This is a genomic window from Rhizobium sp. 42MFCr.1, assembly GCF_000377185.1.
GTDB lineage: Bacteria > Pseudomonadota > Alphaproteobacteria > Rhizobiales > Rhizobiaceae > Rhizobium > Rhizobium altiplani.
The window spans coordinates 23668-47450 of record NZ_KB897826.1 but is presented as its reverse complement, the minus strand read 5'-3'; the positions used below and the strand labels follow the sequence as shown (position 1 = coordinate 47450).

Annotated in this window: 18 protein-coding genes; 6 read left to right on the top strand and 12 right to left on the bottom strand. The window is 60.8% G+C overall.

Annotation, left to right across the window (positions count from 1 at the left end; genetic code table 11):
* Positions 1 to 19: 19 nt before the first annotated feature.
* From C934_RS0111285 to C934_RS0111275, 3 genes are all read right to left on the bottom strand, one after another.
* A complete protein-coding gene (locus C934_RS0111285) occupies positions 20 to 2548 on the bottom strand; it encodes a methyl-accepting chemotaxis protein (RefSeq protein WP_018856832.1) in 2529 nt (842 codons plus the stop codon).
* A gap of 324 nt (positions 2549 to 2872) precedes the next feature.
* Positions 2873 to 3016: a hypothetical protein gene (locus C934_RS35105; protein ID WP_018856831.1), complete on the bottom strand. Its 144-nt coding sequence runs from the start codon at positions 3014 to 3016 to the stop codon at positions 2873 to 2875.
* A 150-nt stretch (positions 3017 to 3166) separates the two neighbouring features.
* Positions 3167 to 4348 carry an NAD(P)/FAD-dependent oxidoreductase gene (locus tag C934_RS0111275; RefSeq protein ID WP_198011811.1) on the bottom strand — a complete coding sequence of 394 codons (1182 nt, stop codon included), beginning with the start codon at positions 4346 to 4348 and terminating at the stop codon, positions 3167 to 3169.
* Positions 4349 to 4473: 125 nt separating this feature from the next.
* Between C934_RS0111275 and C934_RS0111270 the strand changes: the two genes are divergently transcribed.
* The 5 genes from C934_RS0111270 to edd all read left to right on the top strand — a co-directional run bounded on the left by C934_RS0111270 (position 4474) and on the right by edd (position 11422).
* Positions 4474 to 5910: a glutamine synthetase family protein gene (locus C934_RS0111270; RefSeq protein ID WP_025659508.1), complete on the top strand. Its 1437-nt coding sequence runs from the start codon at positions 4474 to 4476 to the stop codon at positions 5908 to 5910.
* Between the two features lie 13 nt (positions 5911 to 5923).
* Positions 5924 to 7222: an NAD(P)/FAD-dependent oxidoreductase gene (locus C934_RS0111265; RefSeq protein WP_018856828.1), complete on the top strand. Its 1299-nt coding sequence runs from the start codon at positions 5924 to 5926 to the stop codon at positions 7220 to 7222.
* A gap of 133 nt (positions 7223 to 7355) precedes the next feature.
* Positions 7356 to 8831: a glucose-6-phosphate dehydrogenase gene (gene zwf / locus C934_RS0111260; protein ID WP_018856827.1), complete on the top strand. Its 1476-nt coding sequence runs from the start codon at positions 7356 to 7358 to the stop codon at positions 8829 to 8831.
* Positions 8832 to 8842: 11 nt separating this feature from the next.
* Positions 8843 to 9541, top strand: coding sequence for a 6-phosphogluconolactonase (gene pgl, locus C934_RS0111255; protein ID WP_018856826.1), 699 nt, complete (start codon positions 8843 to 8845; stop codon positions 9539 to 9541).
* A gap of 60 nt (positions 9542 to 9601) precedes the next feature.
* Positions 9602 to 11422 carry a phosphogluconate dehydratase gene (gene edd, locus C934_RS0111250; RefSeq protein ID WP_018856825.1) on the top strand — a complete coding sequence of 607 codons (1821 nt, stop codon included), beginning with the start codon at positions 9602 to 9604 and terminating at the stop codon, positions 11420 to 11422.
* A gap of 73 nt (positions 11423 to 11495) precedes the next feature.
* Here the strand turns inward: edd and C934_RS0111245 are convergent, their stop codons facing one another.
* From C934_RS0111245 to C934_RS0111220, 6 genes are all read right to left on the bottom strand, one after another.
* A complete protein-coding gene (locus C934_RS0111245) occupies positions 11496 to 11849 on the bottom strand; it encodes a hypothetical protein (RefSeq protein WP_018856824.1) in 354 nt (117 codons plus the stop codon).
* Positions 11850 to 12118: 269 nt separating this feature from the next.
* Positions 12119 to 13210 (bottom strand): ABC transporter ATP-binding protein, encoded by a 1092-nt coding sequence (locus C934_RS0111240; protein ID WP_018856823.1) that lies wholly within the window; start codon positions 13208 to 13210, stop codon positions 12119 to 12121.
* Between the two features lie 21 nt (positions 13211 to 13231).
* Entirely contained in the window at positions 13232 to 14884 is a 1653-nt protein-coding gene (gene bglA / locus C934_RS0111235; protein WP_026371746.1) for a beta-galactosidase BglA, read from the bottom strand.
* A gap of 26 nt (positions 14885 to 14910) precedes the next feature.
* A complete protein-coding gene (locus C934_RS0111230) occupies positions 14911 to 16074 on the bottom strand; it encodes a carbohydrate ABC transporter permease (RefSeq protein ID WP_018856821.1) in 1164 nt (387 codons plus the stop codon).
* A gap of 1 nt (position 16075) precedes the next feature.
* On the bottom strand, positions 16076 to 17089 hold the full coding sequence (locus C934_RS0111225; RefSeq protein WP_018856820.1) for a carbohydrate ABC transporter permease: 1014 nt from the start codon (positions 17087 to 17089) through the stop codon (positions 16076 to 16078).
* A gap of 164 nt (positions 17090 to 17253) precedes the next feature.
* Positions 17254 to 18618 (bottom strand): ABC transporter substrate-binding protein, encoded by a 1365-nt coding sequence (locus tag C934_RS0111220; protein ID WP_018856819.1) that lies wholly within the window; start codon positions 18616 to 18618, stop codon positions 17254 to 17256.
* A 286-nt stretch (positions 18619 to 18904) separates the two neighbouring features.
* Here C934_RS0111220 and C934_RS0111215 point away from each other — a divergent pair, with 286 nt between their 5' ends.
* Complete coding sequence (locus tag C934_RS0111215; protein ID WP_018856818.1) at positions 18905 to 19951, top strand: LacI family DNA-binding transcriptional regulator; 1047 nt, start codon at positions 18905 to 18907, stop codon at positions 19949 to 19951.
* Here the strand turns inward: C934_RS0111215 and folD are convergent.
* The 3 genes from folD to C934_RS31875 all read right to left on the bottom strand — a co-directional run bounded on the left by folD (position 19930) and on the right by C934_RS31875 (position 23568).
* Positions 19930 to 20829: a bifunctional methylenetetrahydrofolate dehydrogenase/methenyltetrahydrofolate cyclohydrolase FolD gene (gene folD, locus C934_RS0111210; RefSeq protein WP_025659516.1), complete on the bottom strand. Its 900-nt coding sequence runs from the start codon at positions 20827 to 20829 to the stop codon at positions 19930 to 19932. The two genes, C934_RS0111215 and folD, sit on opposite strands and share 22 nt — an antisense overlap.
* Positions 20830 to 20946: 117 nt before the next feature.
* The gene (locus C934_RS0111205; protein WP_018856816.1) at positions 20947 to 22677 is read right to left on the bottom strand and encodes a hypothetical protein; all 1731 of its coding nucleotides are present in this window, start codon (positions 22675 to 22677) and stop codon (positions 20947 to 20949) included.
* A gap of 87 nt (positions 22678 to 22764) precedes the next feature.
* Positions 22765 to 23568, bottom strand: coding sequence for a WecB/TagA/CpsF family glycosyltransferase (locus tag C934_RS31875; RefSeq protein ID WP_018856815.1), 804 nt, complete (start codon positions 23566 to 23568; stop codon positions 22765 to 22767).
* Between the last annotated feature and the right edge of the window lie 215 nt (positions 23569 to 23783).

The following is a 23783-nucleotide window of genomic DNA, read 5'->3' as shown; positions in this document are numbered from 1 at the left end:
GCTTGTTTTGGTCGTCGTCTTATGCCGCGCGGTAGACGCTCGCCTGCATGTCGCCGTCGATCTTGAACTGCTGGATGAGCCGCAGCAGTGAATCCGCCTCGACCGCAAGCTCGCGGCTTGCTGCCGTCGTCTCTTCAACCATGGCCGCATTCTGCTGCGTCATCTGGTCCATCTGGTTGACCGTCGCGTTGACTTCACCAAGTGCGCTCGACTGATCATGGCTCGCGCGGGCGATCGTTTCGACATGCTGGCTGATCGTGACGATCTGGGCACTGATCTTCGCGAGCACCGTGCCGGTCTCCTGCACGAACTGCGAGCCGGAGCTGACTTCGGTGGTCGACTTGTTTATGAGACCCTTGATCTCCTGCGCCGCAGCAGCGGAGCGCTGCGCCAATTCACGCACTTCCATGGCGACGACGGCGAAGCCCTTGCCGGCTTCACCGGCGCGTGCTGCCTCGATGCCGGCGTTCAGAGCCAGCAGATTGGTCTGGAATGCGATCTCGTCGATGACGCCGATGATCTGTTCGATCTGCCGGGACGCCGCTTCGATCCGGCCCATTGCGTCGATCGCGTTGCTGACGACAACTGCGGAGTCGTCGGCGCTGCGTTTTGCCTGACGCACGATCTGATCGGCGTCCTTGGCCCGCTCGGCCGAAGAACGGACCGTGACAGTGATCTGGTCAACGGCAGCGGCGGTTTCCTCCAGCGAAGCCGCCTGCTGCTCAGTACGCTTGGAGAGGTCTTCAGCAGACTGAGCCATCTGGTTGCCGTTGCCCTGGATCATCTCGACGTTGTCGCGGATCTGGCTCATGGTGGCCTGCAGGCGCATCATCGAACCGTTGAAGTCCTGGCGGAGCTGCTCGAGGCGACCGATGAACGGCGTGTCGATCGTGGTCGAAATATCACCCTGCGACATGCGCTCGAGACCGGAGGCAAGCGCATTGACAGCAAACTCGATCTGGCGGTCCATTTCGCGCTTCTCGGCGTCGTTGCGCTGGCGTTCATGCTCGGCCGCGACGCGCTCTTCCTCGCTCTGCTCCTCAATGCGGATCTTGGAGATCGCATTTTCCTTGAAGATGCCAAGCGCGCGGGCAATGTCGCCGATTTCGTCATACCGCTGGTCGCCCGAGATGTTGGTGTCGAGCGCACCATCGGCAATGCGGCGCATCGCGGCGGTGATCTGGCCGATCGGGCGCTGCAGCGTCAGGACAAGGGCAATGCCGCCGATGATCGAAACCAGGATGCCGAGGCCCGTCGTCAGCACGGAGATGCCATTTGCCTGGGTGCGCTCGGCACCGGCGCTCTTCTTCTGCAATTCGGCAAACGTCGTGAGCTGCCCCCAGACGGCATCAAGCTGCTGGCGAGCGGATGCGTAGTCGGTGACGCGCTGGTTGATCGTGTCGACCAGGCTCTGCGCATCCTTATCCATGGAGGCAAGGGCAGGCGACATTGCCGCGACGATGTCTTCCGCGAAATTCATGCCCTTCGCGCTGGCGAGCAGCGTGTTTAGGTTGGTGCCGAGCGTCGCGATCTCCTGATGCAGGCGGACGCGATTTTCCTTGCCAGGCTTGGCAGCGAACTCACCGAGCACGAGTTGCAGCGAGTAGATCGCGCTCTCCAGACGGCGCGTGTCTTCGAGAACAGAGTTCGTCTGCGCGATACGGCTGTCGAGCTCGACGAAGGTCGTCGTCGCTGCGCGCATCATCTGCGTTGCCGTCAGCTGGGTATAGGTCGACATCTGACGGAAGCGGGAGACAAGTCGCCCGAGATTGGCGATCGCCTCGTCGGTGCCGGCATCGGCCGCCGTTGCCTGCGCCTTCACGTCGCTGATCGTCTGCGACAGCGACTGTGTCATGCTCTTCTGGTTCGCGGGGACCGAAATCTCGATCAGGCGCTGCGCCTTTGCGATAGCGGGAATGGCGTCCGTGACGACCTTCAGCTTGTCAGCCGGCAGCTGGGCCTTGTTGAAGTCGGCCATGACGGCCGCAAGGGTATCACCGCCCTTCAGCAGGCGGTCGGCGGCGCGCAGCGTTGCAGTGGCGTTGCCCTCATCCTTGCGGATGTTTTCCTCGAGTTGCTGCGCATCGTAGTTGACGTTGAAGCGGCTGGTGATCATCACCTTCTGCGCGTCATCGATCGACTTGCGAAGGGCGAGCTCCTGCTCGTGCAGGGTCCAGAGCTTGCCCACGGTGTCGGAAATTCCCGAGGTGCCGTCGATGGCGGCAAGAAGGTTGTCGCGACCGCCATTGTCGCCGATCTGCTTCAGCGTGGCGTTCAGCGTGCCCTGTTGCGTCTTGATGTCCCCGTAAAGCTTGTCACGCGCTTCCTGGCTGGTCATTTGCAGGAAGTCGTCCATGGAGCCATAGAGATCCTTGAACCCGCTGAGCGACTGCAGGACGCTGTTGGAGATTTCCATACGTCCCTGCAGCATGCCCGAAGCATAGAGGCCGGTCAGGCCGACGGCAGAAATGCTCACGACGAAGGGCAATACAAAGATCAGGACCTTGGTCTTGATCTTGAAACGGGAAAGAAACTTGTCAATCAACATAGCGGTTCCGGCCTTCCATACACCACTCCTCCCGCCGGCCGCCTGGCGGGGCGCCGACCGAGTGCATCGAGCTGCTTTATTGGAACATTGGAGTCCCGGACGGCGAGGCCCGGTCGGCAGTCATTGCCGGTTCGCCTCACGCCAACGCGGAAGCGCCCAAAAAATCATCGAGCAAGTTTTGCAGAGGATGTCTTAATTTTCGGATAAGCGGAAATTACGGATAGCCGCAATCAAATCGATTTTAGCGGTGGTCAAATCGATTTGGCCCAGAGATGGCCGGCGGCCCGAATGCGGCCGATGCTCACAGATCCGAGATCGGGAGTGTCAGAACCAACGTGCGAGGAGGAGAGCGGCCACGGCGGCCAATGCACTGGCAGAGAGGACGAAGTAGCGTGCGGCAACGAGCTTGTTGTCGGGCTTGGCTTGAGCGATTGCAATGGCGCGGGCGCGTCGTGCGTTCCTGTTCATTTTGCAGAACCTCACTTCATTTCTGACACAACAATCCAACAAAACGACCTGTTGGTAAAGCTCTATTTAGGAAGTGCTTTTCCATTCCGTCATGAGGCAGGATGGCGCACCCTTCTTAAGAACTCTTGAATCGAGCAGATAGTTTCGCGCCTATAAAGATTCACCGGCGACGAAGCCCGAAGCCCAGGCCCACTGGAAGTTATAGCCGCCGAGCCAGCCGGTCACGTCGACACATTCACCGATGAAATAGAGGCCCGGAATACTCTTCGCCGCCATGGTACGGGAGTCGAGCCCCGTCGTATCGATGCCGCCGAGCGTCACTTCGGCAGTCCTGTAGCCCTCAGAGCCAGACGGCTTGATTTTCCAGCTTTGTATCGCTTCGGCCAAACGCGCCAGGACCTTGTCGGAAAGATCGGCCATATGGCCGACGATGCCTTCTCGGTCGGCCATATATTGCGCCAGCCGCTTCGGGAGTATCTCGGCCAGCGCCGTCTGAGCGGACTGCCGGCCATTCACCCTTTTCGCCGCCTTCAGATGTTCGAACAGATCGACATCGGGCTCGATGTCGACGGTGATGTCCTCGCCCTCGCGCCAGTAGGAGGAGATTTGCAGGATCGCAGGCCCGCTGAGGCCGCGATGGGTGAACAGCAGGGCTTCGCGGAATGCTGTCTTGCCGTGACGGATTTCGGCTGGCGCCGATATGCCCGACAGGTCGGAAAGGCTTTCGAGCGTCGCCTGATCCAGGGTCAGCGGCACAAGTCCAGGCCGCGTCTCCACCATGGGAAGGCCGAACTGCTCAGCAATGCGATAGGCAAAGCCCGTGGCACCCATTTTCGGGATAGACTTGCCGCCGCTCGCGATCACCAGCGAGCGACATTCATATGCCCCCTCCGACGTCGAGATGCGGAAGCCTTCGCAGCTCTTTTCCACGTCCGCGATCTCGGTGCGCAGATGCAACGCCGCTCCGGCAGCCTGCATCTCATCGAGAAGCATGCGGATGATGTCCTTGGCGCTGTCGTCGCAAAACAGCTGCCCAAGCGTCTTCTCGCGCCAGGCAATCCGATGACGATCGACCATGGCAATAAAATCCGAAGGCGTGAAGCGCGCCAGCGCCGACTTGCAGAAATGCGGATTGGCGGAGAGGAAGCTCTTGGGGCCGGCGTGAATGTTGGTGAAATTGCAGCGCCCCCCCCCGGAGATGCGGATCTTTTCGCCCGGCGATTTCGCATGGTCGAGAACGATGACCGAGCGGCCGCGCTGAGCGGCGCGAATGGCGCACATCATGCCGGCTGCGCCCGCGCCGATGACGATCACATCGCTTTTTCGCTGCAAAACCACTTCCCTTGTCGAAAGGCATCTTCTTTTTCCATCAAGAGGCGAAAGTCAACGTGCGTCCCCCTCGCCAATTGCCAAACTCCAGCTATGATGCCGTCACGATCAACGCAAACCGGTGTGTCATGTCCCCAAAAAAGACGACGCTGAAGCCTGCCAGAAACGTACCTGCCTCGAAGAAGACACCCCCGGACCCCGGACATCAGCGCGGCGTGGAAAACTGGAAGGAAGCAGCGCAGTTCTTACGGGCGCGCGGCATTGAAGACATCGAATGCATTACGCCGGATCTTGCCGGCGTGCCGCGCGGCAAGATGATGCCGAGTTCCAAGTTCACGTCAAACACCTCGCTTGCGCTGCCTTCGGCGATCTACCGTCACACCATCTCCGGCGAATATCCGGACGAGACGGAAAGCTTCCGCTACGAGCCGCGCGACAGCGACCTGAAGCTGGTGCCTGACCTTTCGACGCTTTCGGTCGTCCCCTGGGAAACCGACCCGACGGCGCAGGTGATCTGTGATATCGTTAGCGTGGATGGGGAAGAGGTCCCCTACACGCCGCGAAACGTTCTGAAGCGCGTGCTGAAACTCTATGGCGATCGCGGCTGGAAGCCGATCGTGGCGCCCGAGATCGAGTTCTACCTCGTGGCGAAGAATGATGACCCGGATTATCCGCTGCATCCGCCGAAGGGCCGCTCCGGCCGTTCGATCCTCGGGGGTCAGGGCTATTCGATCGCCGGCATCAACGAATTCGACGAACTGATCGACGACATCTACCATTTCTCGGAAAAGCAGGGTCTCGAGATCGATACGCTGATCCACGAAGAAGGCCCGGCGCAGCTGGAAATCAACCTGCGCCACGGCAATCCGATCGAACTTGCCGACCAAGTGTTCCTGTTCAAGCGCACGATCCGCGAAGCGGCGATGAAGCACGGCATCTATGCCACCTTCATGGCCAAGCCGATGCAGGGACAGCCTGGCTCGGCGATGCACATCCACCAGTCGGTCGTGAACCAGGAAACCGGCAAGAACATCTTCTCCAACCCTGATGGTTCCGCCTCTCGTGAGTTCTTCCATTTCATCGGCGGCCTGCAGAAATACGTGCCGAGTTCCATGGTGATGCTGGCGCCCTATGTGAACTCCTATCGGCGGCTGACGCCTGACATGTCGGCGCCCGTCAACAATGCCTGGGGTTATGACAACCGCACGACGGCGTTCCGCGTCCCGGTATCCGATCCGCAGGCACGGCGCGTCGAAAACCGCCTGCCGAGTTCGGATGCCAACCCTTACCTTGCGCTCGCCGCCTCGCTCGCATCGGGCCTGCTCGGCATCATGAAGGGCATCGAGCCGACAGCACCAACAGAGGATACGGCAAACGAGGGCTCGATCGAACTGCCACGCGGCCTTCTGGAAGCAGTCGCGTTGATGGAAGACGAGGAAGCCTTCGAGGAAGTGTTCGGCAAGGAGTTCCTCGGCATCTACGCCGGTGTGAAGCGCGGAGAATTCGAAACTTTCATGCAGGTGATCAGCCCCTGGGAGCGCGAATTCCTTCTGCTGAATGTTTAGGGAGGGCTTCATCATGACATCGCAGGAGAGATGGCAGAGCCCGATTGCGCCCGGCATTTCCTGGTATCAGGCAACATCAGGCGAGCGGCCGACCTACCCGGAAATGGACGGCTCGAAGACATGCGACGTCGCAATCGTCGGCGGCGGCTACACCGGCCTTCAGGCCGCCTACAATCTCGCCAAATCCGGCGTCTCGGTGGTTCTCATCGAGGCGTGCCGGTTCGGCGACGGCGCCTCGGGGCGCAACGGCGGCCAGCTCGGCACCGGGCAACGCTGGTGGCCGGAAGAGCTTGAGGAAAAGATCGGCTACGAGCGTTCGCGCGCGCTGTTCGATCTCGCCGAGGCGGCCAAGCACCATCTCATGGATTTCGCGACCGACTATCAGATCGACATGGACTACATGCCGGGGCAGATGAACGTTGCACACAAGCCGAGCTACAGGGCCGACTACTACGAAAACGCCGAGATCGCGGCGATGCGCTACAACTATCCGCATGTGCGCTTCATGGACAAAGCCGAAACGCAGGAACGGCTCGGCTCGACGCGCTACCACTGCGGCGTTCGCGACATCGGGACGGGCCACATCCATCCGCTGAAGCTGCTGATCGGCCTTGCCCGGGTTGCCGCCAATGCCGGCGCGCAGATCTTCGAGATGACCAAGGCCTCGGCGATCCTTCATGGCAGCAGCAAGGTGTTGATCGAGACGCCAAGGGGCACGATCACTGCCGACAGGGCGCTGATCGCCTGCAACGGCTATGTCGGCAATCTCGAGCCGGTGACGGCAAGTCACGTGATGCCTATCCGCTCCTTCATTGGCGCCACGGTGCCGCTCGACGCGCATCCGCAGGTGCTGCCGGGCGGCGAGTCCGTGGCCGACTCGCGCTTTGTCGTGCGCTACTTCCGCAAGTCCAAGGACGGACGATTGCTCTTCGGCGGGCGCGAAGCCTATACGGCCGACAATCCGCGCGACATAACGCAGCACATCCGCCGGCAGATCGCCGAGATTTACCCGGCGCTTCGGGACATCGAGATCACGCATGCCTGGGGCGGTTCGGTCGGCATCACCATGCCGCGTCAGCCTTTTGTGCGCGAGGTCATGCCTGGCGTGACGTCGATCGGCGGCTATTCCGGTCATGGTGTCATGCTCGCCAATTACTGCGGAAAGCTCTATGCCGAAGCGGTTCTGGGAAAATCGGCGGATCTCGATCTTTTCAAGTCGCTCGATATTCCGGCCTTTCCCGGGGGTGCGGCCATGCGCGCGCCGCTGCTTTTCCTGGCGCTCTCCTGGTTTGCACTGCGCGACAAGTTTTAGTCAGATTGCGGATTTCATCGCCCGGCAATTCGATCTAAAACCTCTTTCCGAGAGATTCATTGCATCGCACACTGGCTTTTTTAAATCGATTAGATTAAAGAGCCAATAACCCGTCTGATTGAGAGACATCCTCATGAGCAGCCAAACCATCCCCGTTGAACCCTTTGATTATGTCGTTTTCGGTGGCAGCGGCGACCTTGCGGAACGCAAGTTGCTGCCTGCCCTTTACCATCGTCAGATCGAGGGGCAGTTCTCCGAACCGACCCGTATCATCGGCGCGTCGCGTAGCCCGCTGACGAGCGAGGAATATCGCAAGTTTGCCCAGGACGCCCTGAAGGAGCACCTCAAGAAGGGCGAATACAACGAGGCCGAGGTTACGAAGTTCCTGCAGCGCCTGTACTACGTGCCGGTGGATGCGCGTTCGGATGCCGGCTGGGATCAGCTCAAGAAGCTTCTGGACGAAGGCAAGGATCGCGTGCGCGCCTTCTACCTCGCCGTTGCTCCGGGCATCTTCGGCGACATTTCGCAGAAAATTCATGACCACAAGCTGATCACCAAGTCGACGCGCATTGTCGTTGAAAAGCCGATCGGCCGCGACCTTGCTTCCGCCCTGCAGCTGAACGACACGATCGGCAAGGTCTTCAAGGAAGAGCAGATCTTCCGCATCGACCACTATCTCGGCAAGGAAACGGTGCAGAACCTGATGGCGTTGCGCTTTGCCAATGCGCTCTATGAGCCGCTGTGGAACGCCAACCATATCGACCACGTGCAGATCACGGTTGCCGAGTCGGTCGGCCTCGAAGGCCGCGCCGGATATTATGACACCGCTGGCGCGCTGCGCGACATGGTGCAGAACCACATCATGCAGCTCGTCTGCCTGGTCGCGATGGAGGTCCCCTCCTCGATGGACTCCGAGGCCGTCCGCGACGAGAAGCTGAAGGTGCTGCGCGCATTGAAGCCGATCAATGCATCGAACGTCGAGACCAATACCGTTCGCGGCCAGTATCGCGCCGGCGCTTCCAGCAGCGGTCCGGTCAAGGGTTACCTTGAGGAGCTCGAAGGCGGCGTTTCGAGCACCGAAACCTTCGTTGCCATCAAGGCCGAAATCGGCAACTGGCGCTGGGCTGGCGTTCCCTTCTACATCCGTACCGGCAAGCGTCTTGCCGGCCGCATGTCGGAAATCGTCATCACCTTCAAGTCGATCCCGCACTCGGTCTTCGACCAGTCCGCCGGCCGTATCAACCAAAACCAGCTCATCATTCGCCTGCAGCCTGATGAAGGCGTCAAGCAGTCGCTGATGATCAAGGATCCGGGCCCGGGCGGCATGCGCCTCCGCAACGTCTCGCTCGACATGAGCTTTGCCGACGCTTTCCAGGTCCGCAATCCGGACGCCTATGAACGGCTGCTGATGGACGTCATTCGTTCAAACCAGACGCTGTTCATGCGCCGCGACGAAGTCGAGGCCGCATGGCAGTGGGTCGACCCGATCTTGAAGGGTTGGGATTCGACCGGCCAGAAGGTACAGGGATACACCGCCGGCACCTGGGGCCCCAGCCAGTCGATCGCGCTCATCGAGCGTGACGGCCGCACCTGGCACGACAACCTGTAGGATAAAGAACGATGGCAGCGACGATGCATGCTTTTGCCAATGGCGCGGAACTGGCTCGCAACCTTGCCGACAAAGTCGCTGCGTCGCTTTCCGCGGCAATCGACGCACGGGGAGCGGCAACCTTTGCCGTTTCCGGCGGCTCGACGCCGAAACTGTTTTTCCAAGAGCTTTCGGCCCGCGATCTCGACTGGAACAAAGTGACCATCACACTCGTCGACGAACGCTTCGTAGCGGCGAACAATCCGCGCTCGAACCATCTGCTGGTGGCCGAAAACCTCCTGCGGAACAAGGCGAAGGCTGCAAACTTCCTGCCGCTCTACCAGGCAGCAGGCTCGGTCGAGGAGGCTGCGAGGCTTGCGACGAGCGCGACGGCCACGATCGGCAATCCCTTCGATGTGGCGATCCTCGGAATGGGCGGCGACGGCCATACCGCCTCGTTCTTTCCGCGCGGCAGCAATCTGAAGGTCGCGCTCGACCCCAACACGCCGCGTGGTATCATCACCATGGAGGCGGAGGGCGCGGGCGAGCCGCGGCTCACCTTCACCTTCTCCAGCCTTCAGGATGCAAAGCTGCTCGTGCTTCACATCGAAGGCGAGAGCAAGAAGGACGTCCTGACGAAAGCGCAGAGCGCCGGCGACGAGGCAGAGATGCCGATCCGCGCCATTTTGCGGCGGGCGGCGAGCCCCGTCGAAATCTACTGGGCTCCATAAGCCTTCGGGCAGATAGCCGCGAACGAAAAACTGAAGAGCAAACAAGGCAGGATACCTCCCATGTCCGCTAATGCACGCATTTCTGCGATCACCTCCCGCATCGTCGAACGATCGAAGCCGACACGCGGACTTTATCTGGAGCGCCTGCGCAATGCGACCTCCAAGGGTGTAAGCCGCTCGGTTCTCGGTTGCGCCAACCTCGCGCACGGCTTTGCGGTCTGTTCCCCCGCCGAGAAGGACGCGCTTGCAGGCGACCGCGTGCCAAACCTCGGCATCATCACTTCCTACAACGACATGCTCTCCGCGCACCAGCCCTTCGAGCATTATCCGGCGATCATCCGCGAGGCGGCAGCGGAAGCCGGGGGCATCGCGCAGGTCGCCGGCGGTGTTCCTGCCATGTGCGATGGCGTCACCCAGGGGCAGCCAGGAATGGAGCTTTCCTTGTTCTCGCGCGACCTGATCGCCATGGCTGCCGGCGTGGGCCTCTCCCACAATATGTTCGATGCCGCGCTTTTCCTCGGCGTCTGCGACAAGATCGTGCCCGGCCTTGTCATCGCCGCCCTCTCCTTCGGGCATCTGCCGGCGATCTTCGTGCCGGCCGGTCCGATGACGTCGGGCCTGCCGAACGACGAGAAGTCACGCGTGCGCCAGCTTTATGCCGAAGGCAAGGTCGGCCGCGCCGAACTGCTGGAAGCAGAGTCGAAGTCCTACCACGGTCCGGGCACCTGCACCTTCTACGGCACGGCGAATTCGAACCAGATGCTGATGGAGATTATGGGCTTCCATATGCCTGGCTCCTCCTTCATCAATCCAGGCACTCCGCTGCGCGAAGCCTTCACACGCGAAGCTGCCAAGCGTGCGTTGGCGATTACGGCCCAGGGCAACGAATACACGCCGGCCGGTGAGATGATCGATGAGCGCTCTATCGTCAACGGCGTCGTCGGCCTGCACGCGACCGGCGGCTCGACGAACCACACGCTACACCTCGTCGCCATGGCGCGGGCAGCAGGCATCCAGCTGACCTGGCAGGATATTGCCGAGCTATCCGAGATCGTGCCGCTGCTGGCGCGCGTTTATCCGAACGGCCTTGCCGACGTGAACCACTTCCACGCCGCCGGCGGCATGGGCTTCCTTATCAAGGAGCTGCTCAAGCACGGCATGGTGCATGACGACGTTCGTACGGTCTTCGGCCATGGCCTGCAGGCTTACACGATCGATCCCCGCCTCGGTGACGATGGCACGATCGTGCGCGAACCGGCACCGGAAAAGAGTGTCGACCCGAAGGTGCTTGCCAATATCGAAACCCCCTTCCAGGCCAATGGCGGCCTGAAAATGCTTCGCGGCAATATCGGCAAGGCCGTCATCAAGATCTCTGCAGTCAAGCCGGACCGCCACGTCATCGAAGCGCCGGCCATCGTCTTCCACAGCCAGCAGGAACTGCAGGACGCTTTCAAGGAAGGCAAGCTCAACAAGGACTTTATCGCCGTCGTTCGCTTCCAGGGACCGAAGGCGAATGGCATGCCGGAACTGCACAAGCTGACGCCGCCACTCGGCGTGCTGCAGGATCGCGGCTTCCGCGTGGCACTTCTGACCGACGGCCGTATGTCCGGCGCTTCGGGCAAGGTTCCGGCTGCAATCCACGTGACGCCGGAGGCTGTCGATGGTGGTCCGATCGCTCGCATCAAGGACGGCGACATCATTCGCCTCGACGCGATCGCCGGCACGCTGGAGGTTCTGGTCGATGCTGCCGATCTGGCGGAACGCGAGTCCGTGGTTGCCGATCTTTCCGAGAACGAATTCGGCATGGGCCGCGAGCTGTTTTCGCCCTTCCGCCGCGCCGTCGGTCCTTCGGATCGCGGGGCCAGCGTCCTCTTCCATTGAGGCAATAGCCCGCTCTAGAAACAACGAAGCCCGCGAGGAAACTCGCGGGCTTTGCTTTTGATGCTTGGCGAAATCAGCCGCGGATGTCGAGCACGCGATCGCGGTGTGCCGGGTGTGTGCTGTAGACGAAGATCTTGTTGAGTTCCTTATCATTTAGCATGCGCAGAAAGCGAACTTCGATCGTGTTGTTGGCATTCACCCGCGTTAGCATGCAGCCGATCTTGGTGATGCGTGCATCCGGGATATCGAGATAGAACTGCTTCGGAAGGGCGTACTGGGTGAGGAGCGCGAGGACGGCCGTGCTCTTCGAAATGCGAATGATATCGCAACGCCGGGACGCCATGTGCATGACGCCCTTCTCAGTATATTCGATGCGTGCGGCATTCATCGTATCCTCCATTTTGAACCGCACTTCGCGGTCGTACATGAAGGATTCCTCCTTATTTAGAAAGTGCTGCCCGGAAGGCATTGGATTCGATGCTGCCACCGCCGTATTCCCTTCGATATTCAATGAGGAAATACTAGCTGGCGATGTTTAACAGAAGGTGAGAGGAGTTTCGATCCGGCACGCTATACACACTGAACGCCGCAGCGAACCTGCAAGAATAAACCCGTTTTCGATCAAATACATAACAAAGCCCGGGCAACACATCGCGGTCCCCGGGCCTGATTTTTCTCGTTCGCAACGAGGCAACTTTATTTACGATACGTGCGCCCTTCCGCATCGAAAAGATGCAGCTTGGAGCGGTCGGCCGAGAAGTGCATCTTCTGGCCCTTCTTGATATCGTAAATGCCAGGCAGCTTGACGATGATCGGCTCGCCCGGAACGAGACCCTCGATGTAGAGCAGTGTCACTTCGCCGAGCGCTTCGACGATCGAGACTTCGCCCTCGAAGAGGTAGTCGTCGCCGGCACCGGCGATGCGTAGATCCTCGGGGCGAACGCCGAAGCTCGCGGTCTTGCCCTTCTCAGAGCCCGCCGTCGGAATGTCCAGCGTTACGGACTTGCCGCCGGTCAGCGTCACCGTCGTTGAGTTGCCAGCCTCGGTAATCGTCGACGGAATGACGTTCATGGCCGGAGAGCCGATGAACTTGGCGACGAAGAGATTGGCCGGACGCTCGTAGAGCTCCAGCGGTGCGCCCACCTGCTCGATGTTGCCAGCGGAAAGAACGACGATGCGGTCGGCAAGTGTCATCGCCTCGACCTGGTCGTGCGTGACGTAGATCATTGTCGTGCCGGCCATCTGCTCGCTCAGGCGGGCGATCTCGATGCGGGTCGCGACACGGAGAGCTGCGTCGAGGTTCGACAGCGGCTCGTCGAAGAGGAAGACCTTCGGATTGCGGCAAATGGCGCGGCCGATGGCAACACGCTGGCGCTGACCACCGGAGAGCGCTTTCGGCAGGCGATCGAGATATTTGCCGAGTTGAAGACTGTCGGCCGCCGCACGAACACGGCGATCGATCTCCTGCTTGTTTTCGCCGGCGATCTTCATGCCGAACGCCATGTTGTCGTAGACCGTCATGTGCGGATAGAGCGCATAGGACTGGAACACCATGGCGATGCCGCGCTTCGACGGCGGCACATCGTTGACCAGCTGGCCATCGATATACATGTCGCCACCGGTAATGTTCTCCAGGCCGGCAATCATGCGCAGCAGGGTGGATTTTCCGCAGCCCGAAGGACCGACGAACACAACGAACTCGCCCTCCTTGATCTCCAGATCGATGCCGTGGAGAACGTCCACGGAACCGTAGGATTTGCGAATATCCTTGAGCGTCAGTCCAGTCATTAAATCCTCCTCCTCAAGTCGTCAGGCGAGACGAGCGAAGTACGCTCCCCATGCCGGAATATCGATCTTCTCACCGTAGTTATTGCTGACGAAGCCGTGGCCCGTCAACGCCTGCCAGTCACCGGCAGGCAAAACGACGGCACTTTCGGTAGCGCTCATGTTGAAGACGCAAAGCAGCTTTTCGTTGCCGTACTCGCGCACGAAAATCAGCACGTCCTCCTGCGGTTCCATGAACTCGATCTCGCCCTTGGCAAAGGCCGGATGCAGCTTGCGGAAGGCGAGGAAGCGGCGATAGTGCTCGAGGACCGAGTTCTCGTCGCCCTGCTGGACGCTGACGGCGCGCAGGATGTGTTCGACAGGAACCGGCAGCCACGGCTTGACGGTCGAGAAGCCGCCCTGGGCGACCTGGCTATCCCAAACCATCGGCGTGCGGCAACCATCACGGCCCTTGAATTCCGGCCAGAACTGGATGCCGTAAGGATCCTGCAGGTCCTGATAGGCGAGATCGGCCTCGGTCAGGCCGAGTTCCTCGCCCTGGTAGAGGCAGACGGAACCGCGCATCGTCATCAGGAGCGACGCATACTGCTTGGCGAATGAATCGTGATCGGCGACCAGCGAGCCCCAGCGGCTGACATGGCGCATGACATCGTGGTTGGAAAACGCCCAGCAGGCCCAGCCATCGGGTGCCGCGGCCGCGAAGTCTTCCATCACCTCCTCGACGCGTTCGGGCGACAAGGGGTCGGGCGCCAGGAACTCGAAGGCATAGCACATATGCATCTTGTCATTGCCTGACGTGTATTCGCCGACGATCTCAAGACCGCGTTGACTGTCGCCCACCTCGCCGACGGCAGCAATCGCCGGAAACTCCTCGAGCACGGCGCGGAACCGCTTCAGGAACTCCAGGTTCTCCGGCCGGTTCTTGTCGTAAAGGTGCTCCTGGAAGTTATAGGGATTGACCGCCGGAGCGGTTGAAGCGTTGCGGCGCTCGGGGGCGAGCGCCGGATTGTCGCGCAGTTCCCTGTCGTGGAAGTAGAAGTTGATCGTATCGAGGCGGAAGCCATCGACGCCGCGCTTCAGCCAGAAGCGGACGACATCAAGCAACCGGTCCTGAACCTCGGGATTGTGCAGGTTCATGTCCGGCTGCGAGGTCAGAAAGTTGTGCATGTAGTACTGCATGCGCGTCGGATCCCACGCCCATGCGGAACCGCCGAAAATCGACAGCCAGTTGTTCGGCGGCGTGCCATCAGGCTTGGCATCAGCCCAGACATACCAGTCGGCCTTCGCGTTGGTCTTGCTGGATCGGCTCTCGACGAACCAGGGATGCTGGTCCGAGCTGTGCGAGATGACGAGGTCGATCATCACGCGAATGCCGAGGCGATGGGCCTCTGAAATCAGCGTGTCGAAATCCACCAGCGTGCCGAAAATGGCATCGACGTTCTCGTAGTCGGAGACATCGTAGCCGAAATCGCGCATTGGCGAAGTGAAGAAAGGCGAGATCCAGATCGCGTCGGCGCCGAGGGCGGCGACATGCGGCAGCCGGGCGGTGATCCCCTTCAAATCGCCGATGCCGTCGCCATTGGAGTCCTGGTAGGAGCGCGGATAGATCTGATAGATCACCGCGCCGCGCCACCAGTCCTTGTCGGCCGTCAAAATGGATTGGGATGCCATGCTCATGTTTCCTGTTCGATCGTCTTGGGTTGCTAACCGCCCTTGACCGAGCCCGCGAGCAGACCACGCACCAGATAGCGCTGCAAGCCGAAGAACACGAGCAGCGGTACGACAATGGTGACGAAGGCCGAGGCCGTCAGGATTTCCCAGTTGCCACCCCGTGACCCGAGCAGCGCGTTCAGCGCGCCTGTCAGCACGAGGTGGTCCCTGTCGGTGCCGAGGAAGACCATGGCGACAAGCAGGTCGTTCCACACCCACAGGAACTGGAAGATCGCAAAGGATGCGAGCGCGGGGAAGGACAAGGGCAGTACGATACGGGTAAAGATTTCAAAATCGCTGGCGCCGTCGACGCGGGCGGACTCAATAATTTCCCTCGGGAGACCGGCGATGTAGGCGCGCAGCAGATAGATTGCGAGCGGCATGCCGAAGGCAGTGTGCGCGAACCAGATGCCGGGATAGGTCTTCGACGGAGCGTCGAGCAGTGCGCCGATGCCGTTGTAAAGTCGCAGAAGCGGAATGAGCGACATCTGCAGCGGCACGACGATAAGGCCGACAACAAGCGCGATCAGCAACGCGCGCCCCGGAAACTCCATCCAGCTCAGCGCGTAGGCCGCGAAGGCGGCGATCAGGATCGGGATGATCGTCGCCGGGATGGTGACAGTCAGCGAGTTGATGAAGGACTGCCCGATACCCTCGCTGGTCAGAACGTTCTTGTAGTTCTGCAGCGTGAATTCCGGCGGCGTGGCAACGGAAATGTAGACACGGCGGCCGCCGTCATCCGGTCCGAAGGCGGCATACTTCATATAGCGATAGTTGCCGTCGGCTGCGACGGTGAGCGACACGCCGTCGCCGAGATCAGCCGTCTCGCCCGCCTTGTAGGCGGACGGCTGCTGGACGCGCGTGCCGAAAGCGCGGATGGAGCGCCCCTGCTGTCCTTCCAGCACATTGCCCGAAATGACGTAAATGGCGCCTTCCTGCTTCTGCTGGTCGGGCTGTCCAAGGCGCACGGCAACGGTGCGTGACGAGCCCGCAAAGGCCGTCCACCAGCCGGAGACGACGAGCTGGTCCTTGTCGCGCAACGCGCTGACAAAGATACCGAGCGTCGGGATCAGCCACAGAACGACGATCACGAGGACCGCAAAGTGGACAAAGAGACGGGCGGGGCCGATCTTGAAGAAATCTCGGGTAAGCGTCATCTCAGTGGCCTCCCAGCTCGCGATTGGCGCGACGGACGTTCCAGACCATGATCGGCGTCACGGCCAGCATGATGATCAGCGCGATAACAGCACTTCGGCCGGAGTCACCACCGCCTCGGAACAGCCAGTTGAACATCAGGTTGGCGAGCACCATCGTATTCCATTGACCGTTGGTCATGGTCAGCACGATGTCGAAGACCTTGAGCACGAGAATGGTAATCGTGGTCCAGACAACGGCGATCGTACCCCAGACCTGCGGCACCATGATGCGCCAGAAGATCTGCCAGCCGTTTGCGCCGTCGATGACGGCGGCTTCAATGGTTTCCTCAGGGATGCCCCGGAGCGCCGCGGACAGGATTACCATCGCAAAACCGGTCTGAATCCAGATGAGGATGATCATCAGGAAAAAGTTGTTCCAGAAGGGAACCGAGATCCATACCTGAGGCGTCCCGCCGAACAGCTGGACGATCGCGTTGAGGAGGCCGATCTGCACATCGTTGCCGCCGCGGTATTCGTAGATGAACTTCCAGATAACCGATGCGCCGACGAAAGAGATCGCCATCGGCATGAAGACGATGCTCTTGGCGATATTGCCCCACCAGATGCGGTCGGTCATCACGGCGATGACGAGGCCGAAGAAGGTGCAGGCCGCCGGCACGACCGCCAGCCACAGGATGTTGTTGAAGATCGACTGGCGGAATTCGCGGTCGGTGAAAGCCCACTGATAGTTCGCAAAGCCGACAAACTGCTCACCGGAGCGGTCATAGAAGGACAGGATCAGCGTCGCGACCACGGGATAAACGAGGTAGACGACAAGGAGGAGAAGGGCCGGCCCGATGAACAGCCACGGGCGGATCATCGCCCGGCGATTCAGGTTGCGCGCTGCGGAATGAATGTCACCATCCTTCACCGGCAGGGACCAATCCAGGATCTTGTTGGAAAAATAGAAGTAGGCCGAGCAGGCGAAGACCGCCACGACCACGACCCCCAAAGCGGAAACTATCTGCGACAGCATTCGTCCCTCCCCCTGCTACCCTGTCTGTCCTGACGGGTATGCGCGCCGATGTCGTCACGCCGCCATCGCTCGACGCGACAGGCGACAGTGGCCGGACACTCCCAGTATCCGGCCATGTATTTCAACCATGCCGCCGCAACCGACGGCATGGAACTCAGGCGATGTTACTTGATCGCGTCCCAGGCACCCTGAATTTGCTTGGTGGTGTCTTCCGCAGACTTGCCACCAACGAAATCGACCATGCCTGTCCAGAATGCGCCCGCGCCGATCTTGCCAGGCATCAGGTCGGAACCATCGAAGCGGAAAGTCGTCGCAGTCGTCAGGATCTCGCCTTCCCGCTTCATCTGATCGTTTGCATAGGCTGCCGTGTTGACGCCCTTGTACGGCGTCAGGAAGCTGGACTGCGCCATCCAGACTTCGTGTGCGATCGGCGTCTTCAGGAATTCAACGAACGCCCGGGCGGCCTTGGAGTCCTTCGTGACGGTTACGAGCGTACCAGCGCCCAGAACCGGCTTGCCGAGATCGGCATGCGCCGCATAGGTCGGCATATAGAAGAAGTCGGCATCCTGACCGAGCTTCGTGCCTTCTGGGAAGAAGGACGGAATGAATGAAGCCTGGTGATGCAGATAGCACTTCGGCGGCACGCCGAAGAGACCCTTCGGGCTGTCGCGGAAGTCGGTCGCAGCTACGGCTGCAACGCCACCGCTGACATACTTCTCGTTCTTGGCGAAGGAGCCGAATTCCTCGATCGCGGCAACGACGGCCGGATCGGTGAACTTCACTTCGTTGGTCGTCCACTTGTCGTAAACATCAGGCTTCTGCTGGCGCAGCATGATGTCTTCGATCCAGTCCGTTGCTGGCCAGCCGGTCGCACCACCGGAGCCGAGGCCGATGCACCACGGCACGCCGCCGTCCTTGACGATCTGGTCGGTCAGGGCATGGAGCTCTTCCATGGTCGTCGGGACCTTGTAGCCTGCTTCCTTGAAATTCTCCGGCACATACCAGACAAGCGACTTCACGTCGGCCTTATATGGGAAGGCGTAGAAGGCTTCCTTGCCGTCCTTGCCCTTGTAGGTGCCATAGCCAACCCAGCTGTCGCCGGCGCCATAGTTTTCCTTGACCCAGGCAGAGGTCTCATCGCCGAGCGGCGTCAGGAAGCCCTTGCCGGCGAGATCTGCGAGAAGGCCCGGCTGCGGCAGGATCGCGATGTTCGGCGGCGAGCCGGCCTGCGTGTCGATGACGATCTGCTGCTCATAGTTTTCCGAAGACGAGTACTTGGCGTCCACGCCGGTCGCTTCGGTGAAATAGGCCAGAATGCTGCGGAAGAAGGCTTCGTCTTCACCGCGCCATGGCCCGAAGATGGTCATCTGCTCGCCCTTCAGGTCGGCATGTGCAGCCTTGAAGTCGTCGTAGCTCTTCCAGTTGAACTTCGAATCCTGCCCGGGGGCAAACTTCAGATCGGCAGCCGACGCGGCACCCGCAGCAAGAAGCGCCGCCGCGGCAACGCCCATCAAAAACGTCTTTCTCATGTGATCAACCTCCCATCACAATCCCAACCGCACTTTTGAAACTATTTGGATGCCGTTCCAAAGCGCTTTGACAAATGCACTCATTTCACTTTCGATGGAAAAGAGTCAAGCTATTTCGCGAAAATGGCAGCAGACGCGGCCCTGTTATCCCCGAAGTACCGACGCCACACCCTTGGGAATATGGCGCGATTTTGCTTGAGTCAAGCGGTGCAGCTGCTACATAATTGAAAGCGCTTTGGATGCCATTGGGAGCTGGCGGCCAGTGCGAGCGGAGGAAGCATAACACGTGAATCTCAAACAGCTATCGGAATTGCTTGGACTGTCGCAGACGACGGTAAGCCGCGCATTGAACGGCTACCCCGAAGTCAATGAGGCGACGCGCGAGCGCGTGCTGCAGGCCGTCAAGGAAACCGGATACCGTCCGAACAAGGCGGCCCAGCGGCTTGCGACCGGCAAGGCCGGTTCCATCGGCCTCGTAATGCCAACCGCTCCCGACCACTATTCGGACGTCCATTTCGGCGAATTCCTGACGGGCCTCGGCGAGGAGGCCGTGCGCCACGACTTTCATTTCGTGATCATGCCGGCCGATCCCAACGACGAAGTCGGCGCGCTGAAGCGGCTTGCGATCAGCGGCAATGTCGATGCGCTGTTCGTCGCCTATATGCGCGGCCATGATCCGCGACTACCGATGCTGAAGTCGCTTTCGATGCCCTTCCTCGTGCATGGCCGCTCCTTCGGCTCCGAGCCGGACTATCCCTACCTCGACATCGACAATGAAGGCGCTTTCTACGATGCCGCGCGCCTGCTGCTTCAGCTCGGCCATACGCGCTTTGCCCTGCTCAACGGGCCGGAGCATCTCGACTTTGCGATCCGTCGCAAGAACGGAATGATTGCCGCACTTTCCGAGCGGGGATTGTCGCTTCCGGACGATCACATGAGCCACACATCAATGACGGACGAGCTTGGCCAGACCGCAATGGAGCGCTTTCTGCAGAAGCCGGAGCGGCCGACGGCCATCCTCTGCTCCAGTACGGTGTTGGCGCTTGGCGCGATCCGCGCCGTAAACCAGGCCGGCCTGAAGCTCGGGGAGGAAATCTCGCTGATCGCGCATGACGACGTCCTGCCACATCTGAAGCCCGAGAACTTCTCGGTGCCGCTGACGACGACACGATCCTCGCTTCGGGCGGCAGGCGTGCGCATCGCTCAACGGCTCATCGGAACGATCAAGCAGGAAGGGCCCTTCCCGGAGCAGGAGCTCTGGAAGACCGAGCTGATCGTCAGGGCCTCAACGGGCCCTGCTCCACGGCAGGATCAGAATGTCGGCGGTGTCTGACCGGCGGTGCGATGGGCGGCAATGACGGTGTTGGCCATCAGCATCGCAATGGTCATCGGGCCCACACCACCCGGAACCGGCGTAATGACATCGGCGACCCTTGCCGCCTCTTCAAAGGCGACATCCCCGACCAGACGAGTCTTGCCTTCACCTTTCTCGGGAGCCGGAATGCGATTGATGCCGACGTCGATGACCGTGGCGCCGGGCTTCACCCAATCACTCTTGACCATTTCCGGCCGGCCAACGGCGGCAACCAGAATATCCGCATTGCGGCAGACAACGGGCAGATCCTTGGTGCGCGAGTGAGCGATGGTGACCGTCGCGTTGGCGTTCAGCAGCAACTGCGCCATCGGCTTGCCGAACAGGTTCGAGCGGCCGATGACGACGGCATTCAGGCCGGAGAGATCTTCGCCGTGCGTGCGGCGCACGAAGACCATCGCGCCGGCTGGCGTGCAGGATACCAGGCCCGTTACAAGATCGCCGGTTGCAAGCTTGCCGGCATTGACGACGTGCAGACCGTCGACATCCTTTTCCGGCAGGATCGATTGGATGATCGGTTCGGATTTCAGATGCTTCGGCAGCGGCAGTTGCACAAGGATGCCGTGGATCGAGGGGTCGTTGTTCAGCGACGCGACGAGTGCCGCCAACTCATCCTGCGTGGTCTCGACAGGCAAAGTGTGCTGGACGGATTTGAAGCCGCATTCCTTCGCCATCTTGCTCTTGGAGTTGACGTAGGCGTGGCTGGCCGGATCATTGCCAACGATCACGACCGCAAGACCCGTCTTGACACCGCTCTGCTTGTCCAGCGCCGATGTCGCCGCCTTCACCGTTTCGATTACGGAAGCTGCGACCTGTTTGCCATCAATCACTGTCGTCAAGACTATCTCCTGCCCTTGCTTTCGCCCATTGTAGCCGGTGGCGCCCAGCGCGATTTGCCTGTCCACGCCCTATCCTGCCTAAAATGGCAAATGCAAGAACAATCGTGTCGCAGCTGGTCAGGATGCCGCCTGCCGGGTACGCAACCTTTCGCGCATGGCGGCGAGCTCCGCGCGTATAATGTCCACTTCCTGCGGCATCGCGGCAGGCTCAGCTGCCGATGGCGCCACGACAACCGGCTTCGGGGCGGGAGTGGGCAGCGACGGTTCCTTCCTTGCGGACGCCGTGAACCTGGCGCGCGCTTTGAAAGACACTGTCGCAAGACCAAATGCGAGGCCAGCAAAGGCGCCGAGCAACGTGGGGAGCCAGCCCTCCTCCGCCGGCACTGCGGCGACCTGCACCGCCTTCTGCAGTCGCAGGCTGCCGGCACCAGGCGTCACCGCTCCGGTCGTGATCGCATCCTCAAGGCGCTGGCGTGCCGCACTCGCCTTGTCGCGAAGCTCGGCGAGTTTCGCCAGGTCGACACCCGTATCCTTGCTTTGCGCAATCAGTGCATTGCGACTGTCGCTTAGCTGCCGCTTCTCGACTGTCGCCTGCTTCATCTCGTCGGTCGTTTCGCGGAGCAGCCGGGCGATGTCGTCACCGATCGCTGCTTTCAAGCCGTCGACCTCTGCCTGCTGAGCTTGCAAGCGGGGATGGCGGGGACCGAGATTGGCCGACAGCTGTGAAAGAGACAGTTGTGCCGCCACATACTTGTCGCGGCGATCGACGAGCGTCGGCGACATGAGGTCCGCATCCAGCGTACCGGCAATGACATCGCCAACCTTCGCCGCCTTCAGACGACGGGCCCTTTCCTGGGCAGCAGCAATTCGCTCGTCCCCTGCCTTCAGTTCCGCGTCCATGCTCCCGATCTGCCGCTGCAGATCGATGGCAACCTTCACGTTGCCTTCGCCACTTTTCTGCGTGAAGGCCGTAAGATCGAGTTGCGCCGCGTCGGCCGCCTTCTTCAGCGACCCGTCTTCGACCGCGGCCTTTGTGGTTCCTGAGCCTGTCACGACAGACGCCAGGTAGTTCGCAATGCGCGCGGATTTCTCGGCGCTGCCGGTCGTCACCTGGACATCGATGGTGCCGGCGTGAGGGTCGCTCGTGGTGCGGATTGCGGAAACGAGCGACGCTTCTGCGTGCGAAAGCGGATCGGCGGCAGCGCCATCGGTCGAAAGCAGGTCGACAGCCACCGCAAACGCATCCGAGGAGAGGCCGAAAAATTCCGGATCGCGATCGAGTTTCAACGCAGCGACCGTTGCGGCGATCGCGTGGGAAGACCGAAGCGTCTTCTCGGCCGCTTTAGCGACGGCCGCACGGCCTTCGCCGTCACCTTGGACAGCGAACACAGCGTCAGCGCTATAGCGCGCCGTTTCGGCCGGGATCAGGGCACCGCTCGCCGCGCCCAATGCGGAGATGAGAGCAACTATCGCAAGTGGCTTCAGACGCTGCGATTTCGGTGCACTGTGTTCGGTAGGCAGCGTGGCCACGTTCGGGGTCGCTGTCGCTTCTGTGGCGCATGTAACTTCCGAAGGCACAACAGAGGACGGATCGATCGCGGCAGCCGCTGCATCGTTCGCAGCCTCGAGCCGCTTGCCCAGGATCGTTTCGATGCGGCTGACAAGCGGCGGCGGCGCCTCGGCATCACGGCTGGCCCGCTGCCGCTCGAGCGCACGCTCGATCACCCCGAGCAATTCTGCCTCCGCAGCCGGCATCGCGGCCGCAGTTTTGGATGGCATCGCCACACGCTCGCCCTCGACCGCCACAGGTCGGCGGAAGGCTTGGCTTCTCGGGTTGTTGTCGTACATCGCCAGATCTCATGCGTATGAACGGTCGAAGCCATCCGCGAAAGCGGACGGGTTAACCAACACTAAAAGTTCATGGCAAAGAAAAGGTTAACTGGCGGGCCTTGCGTCGGTCAGTTCCGTATCCGCATGCGGCGTTCCGTCGTACCGGAGGGCGTAGTACAGGAAGGCAGCAAAGCCCAGGCCGGAACGAAGGCCAGGGCGCGCCGGCCATTGCGTCCAGCGATAGGCGCGTTCAAGTCCCACCGTCCGTACAATCTTCGGCACGGGGCGGATCATACCGGCCACGACATCGAACAGGTCGCCGACAGCAAGCACTAGGCGAGCGTGATCCGCCCGGATGTTCTCTTGGATCCATTTTTCCTGAAATGGAGTGCGCGCTCCGACGACGAGTATGTCGAGCATTTGCCCGTCGATCTGATCTACGATCCGCGACCTGCCTTCTGTGTGGGAGAGGGTGTCGGAAATGACGGTGAACTCGTGCCATGGCGCGTGCCGACGGAATTTCGCTGCAGTCAGGCGAACCTCTTGAGGGTTCGTGCCGATAAGGCCGATGCGGCGCGGTGTCTCCATGAACGTCAGCAGCGCCGGCACGAAATCGCCGGCCCTCAAGCTGGCAGGGAACGGCGAGCCATGCGCCACCTTCGACGCGATGTTGAAACCTGGACCATTGGGAAGCAGCAGGTTTTGTGCAAGAACGGCGCGATAGCCGCTGTCGCGCAGCGCCATGAGCATGTTGCGCGCGGTGACGAAGGAAACGGATATCTGCCCGACCGGTATCGACAGGAGTTCATTGAAAAGCACCAGGGCGTCATCCCAGCCTAGGTCGCAGACCGGCAGATCGAAAATCGCGCGGCGCGACGACAAGACCGCGAAATTCGCGATCAGGTTCATGCCGGTTTCCTGACGATAGTGTTTCATGCGCATGCATCCCCGAACAGATCACATAGCCGCACCAGACGATTCAAAATCGACCGGTGGCGTTGGCCTGGGAGCGCATGAGAGAATTCCGAGAAACAGAATGTCAGTGCACAGTCAGCCCATCGGGCCGGTCTTGTAACAGCGCGATTTCAACTATCTCTTAGGAAAACCGTTTGAATTTCGCCCCT

Bases quoted from the DNA above. Each gene is read 5' to 3' on its own strand.
- C934_RS0111285 (WP_018856832.1), bottom strand. From the start codon at position 2,548: ATGTTGATTGACAAGTTTCTTTCCCGTTTCAAGATCAAGACCAAGGTC.
- C934_RS35105 (WP_018856831.1), bottom strand. From the start codon at position 3,016: ATGAACAGGAACGCACGACGCGCCCGCGCCATTGCAATCGCTCAAGCC.
- C934_RS0111270 (WP_025659508.1), top strand. From the start codon at position 4,474: ATGTCCCCAAAAAAGACGACGCTGAAGCCTGCCAGAAACGTACCTGCC.
- C934_RS0111265 (WP_018856828.1), top strand. From the start codon at position 5,924: ATGACATCGCAGGAGAGATGGCAGAGCCCGATTGCGCCCGGCATTTCC.
- zwf (WP_018856827.1), top strand. From the start codon at position 7,356: ATGAGCAGCCAAACCATCCCCGTTGAACCCTTTGATTATGTCGTTTTC.
- pgl (WP_018856826.1), top strand. From the start codon at position 8,843: ATGGCAGCGACGATGCATGCTTTTGCCAATGGCGCGGAACTGGCTCGC.
- edd (WP_018856825.1), top strand. From the start codon at position 9,602: ATGTCCGCTAATGCACGCATTTCTGCGATCACCTCCCGCATCGTCGAA.
- C934_RS0111245 (WP_018856824.1), bottom strand. From the start codon at position 11,849: ATGTACGACCGCGAAGTGCGGTTCAAAATGGAGGATACGATGAATGCC.
- C934_RS0111240 (WP_018856823.1), bottom strand. From the start codon at position 13,210: ATGACTGGACTGACGCTCAAGGATATTCGCAAATCCTACGGTTCCGTG.
- bglA (WP_026371746.1), bottom strand. From the start codon at position 14,884: ATGAGCATGGCATCCCAATCCATTTTGACGGCCGACAAGGACTGGTGG.
- C934_RS0111230 (WP_018856821.1), bottom strand. From the start codon at position 16,074: ATGACGCTTACCCGAGATTTCTTCAAGATCGGCCCCGCCCGTCTCTTT.
- C934_RS0111225 (WP_018856820.1), bottom strand. From the start codon at position 17,089: ATGCTGTCGCAGATAGTTTCCGCTTTGGGGGTCGTGGTCGTGGCGGTC.
- C934_RS0111220 (WP_018856819.1), bottom strand. From the start codon at position 18,618: ATGAGAAAGACGTTTTTGATGGGCGTTGCCGCGGCGGCGCTTCTTGCT.
- C934_RS0111205 (WP_018856816.1), bottom strand. From the start codon at position 22,677: ATGTACGACAACAACCCGAGAAGCCAAGCCTTCCGCCGACCTGTGGCG.
- C934_RS31875 (WP_018856815.1), bottom strand. From the start codon at position 23,568: ATGAACCTGATCGCGAATTTCGCGGTCTTGTCGTCGCGCCGCGCGATT.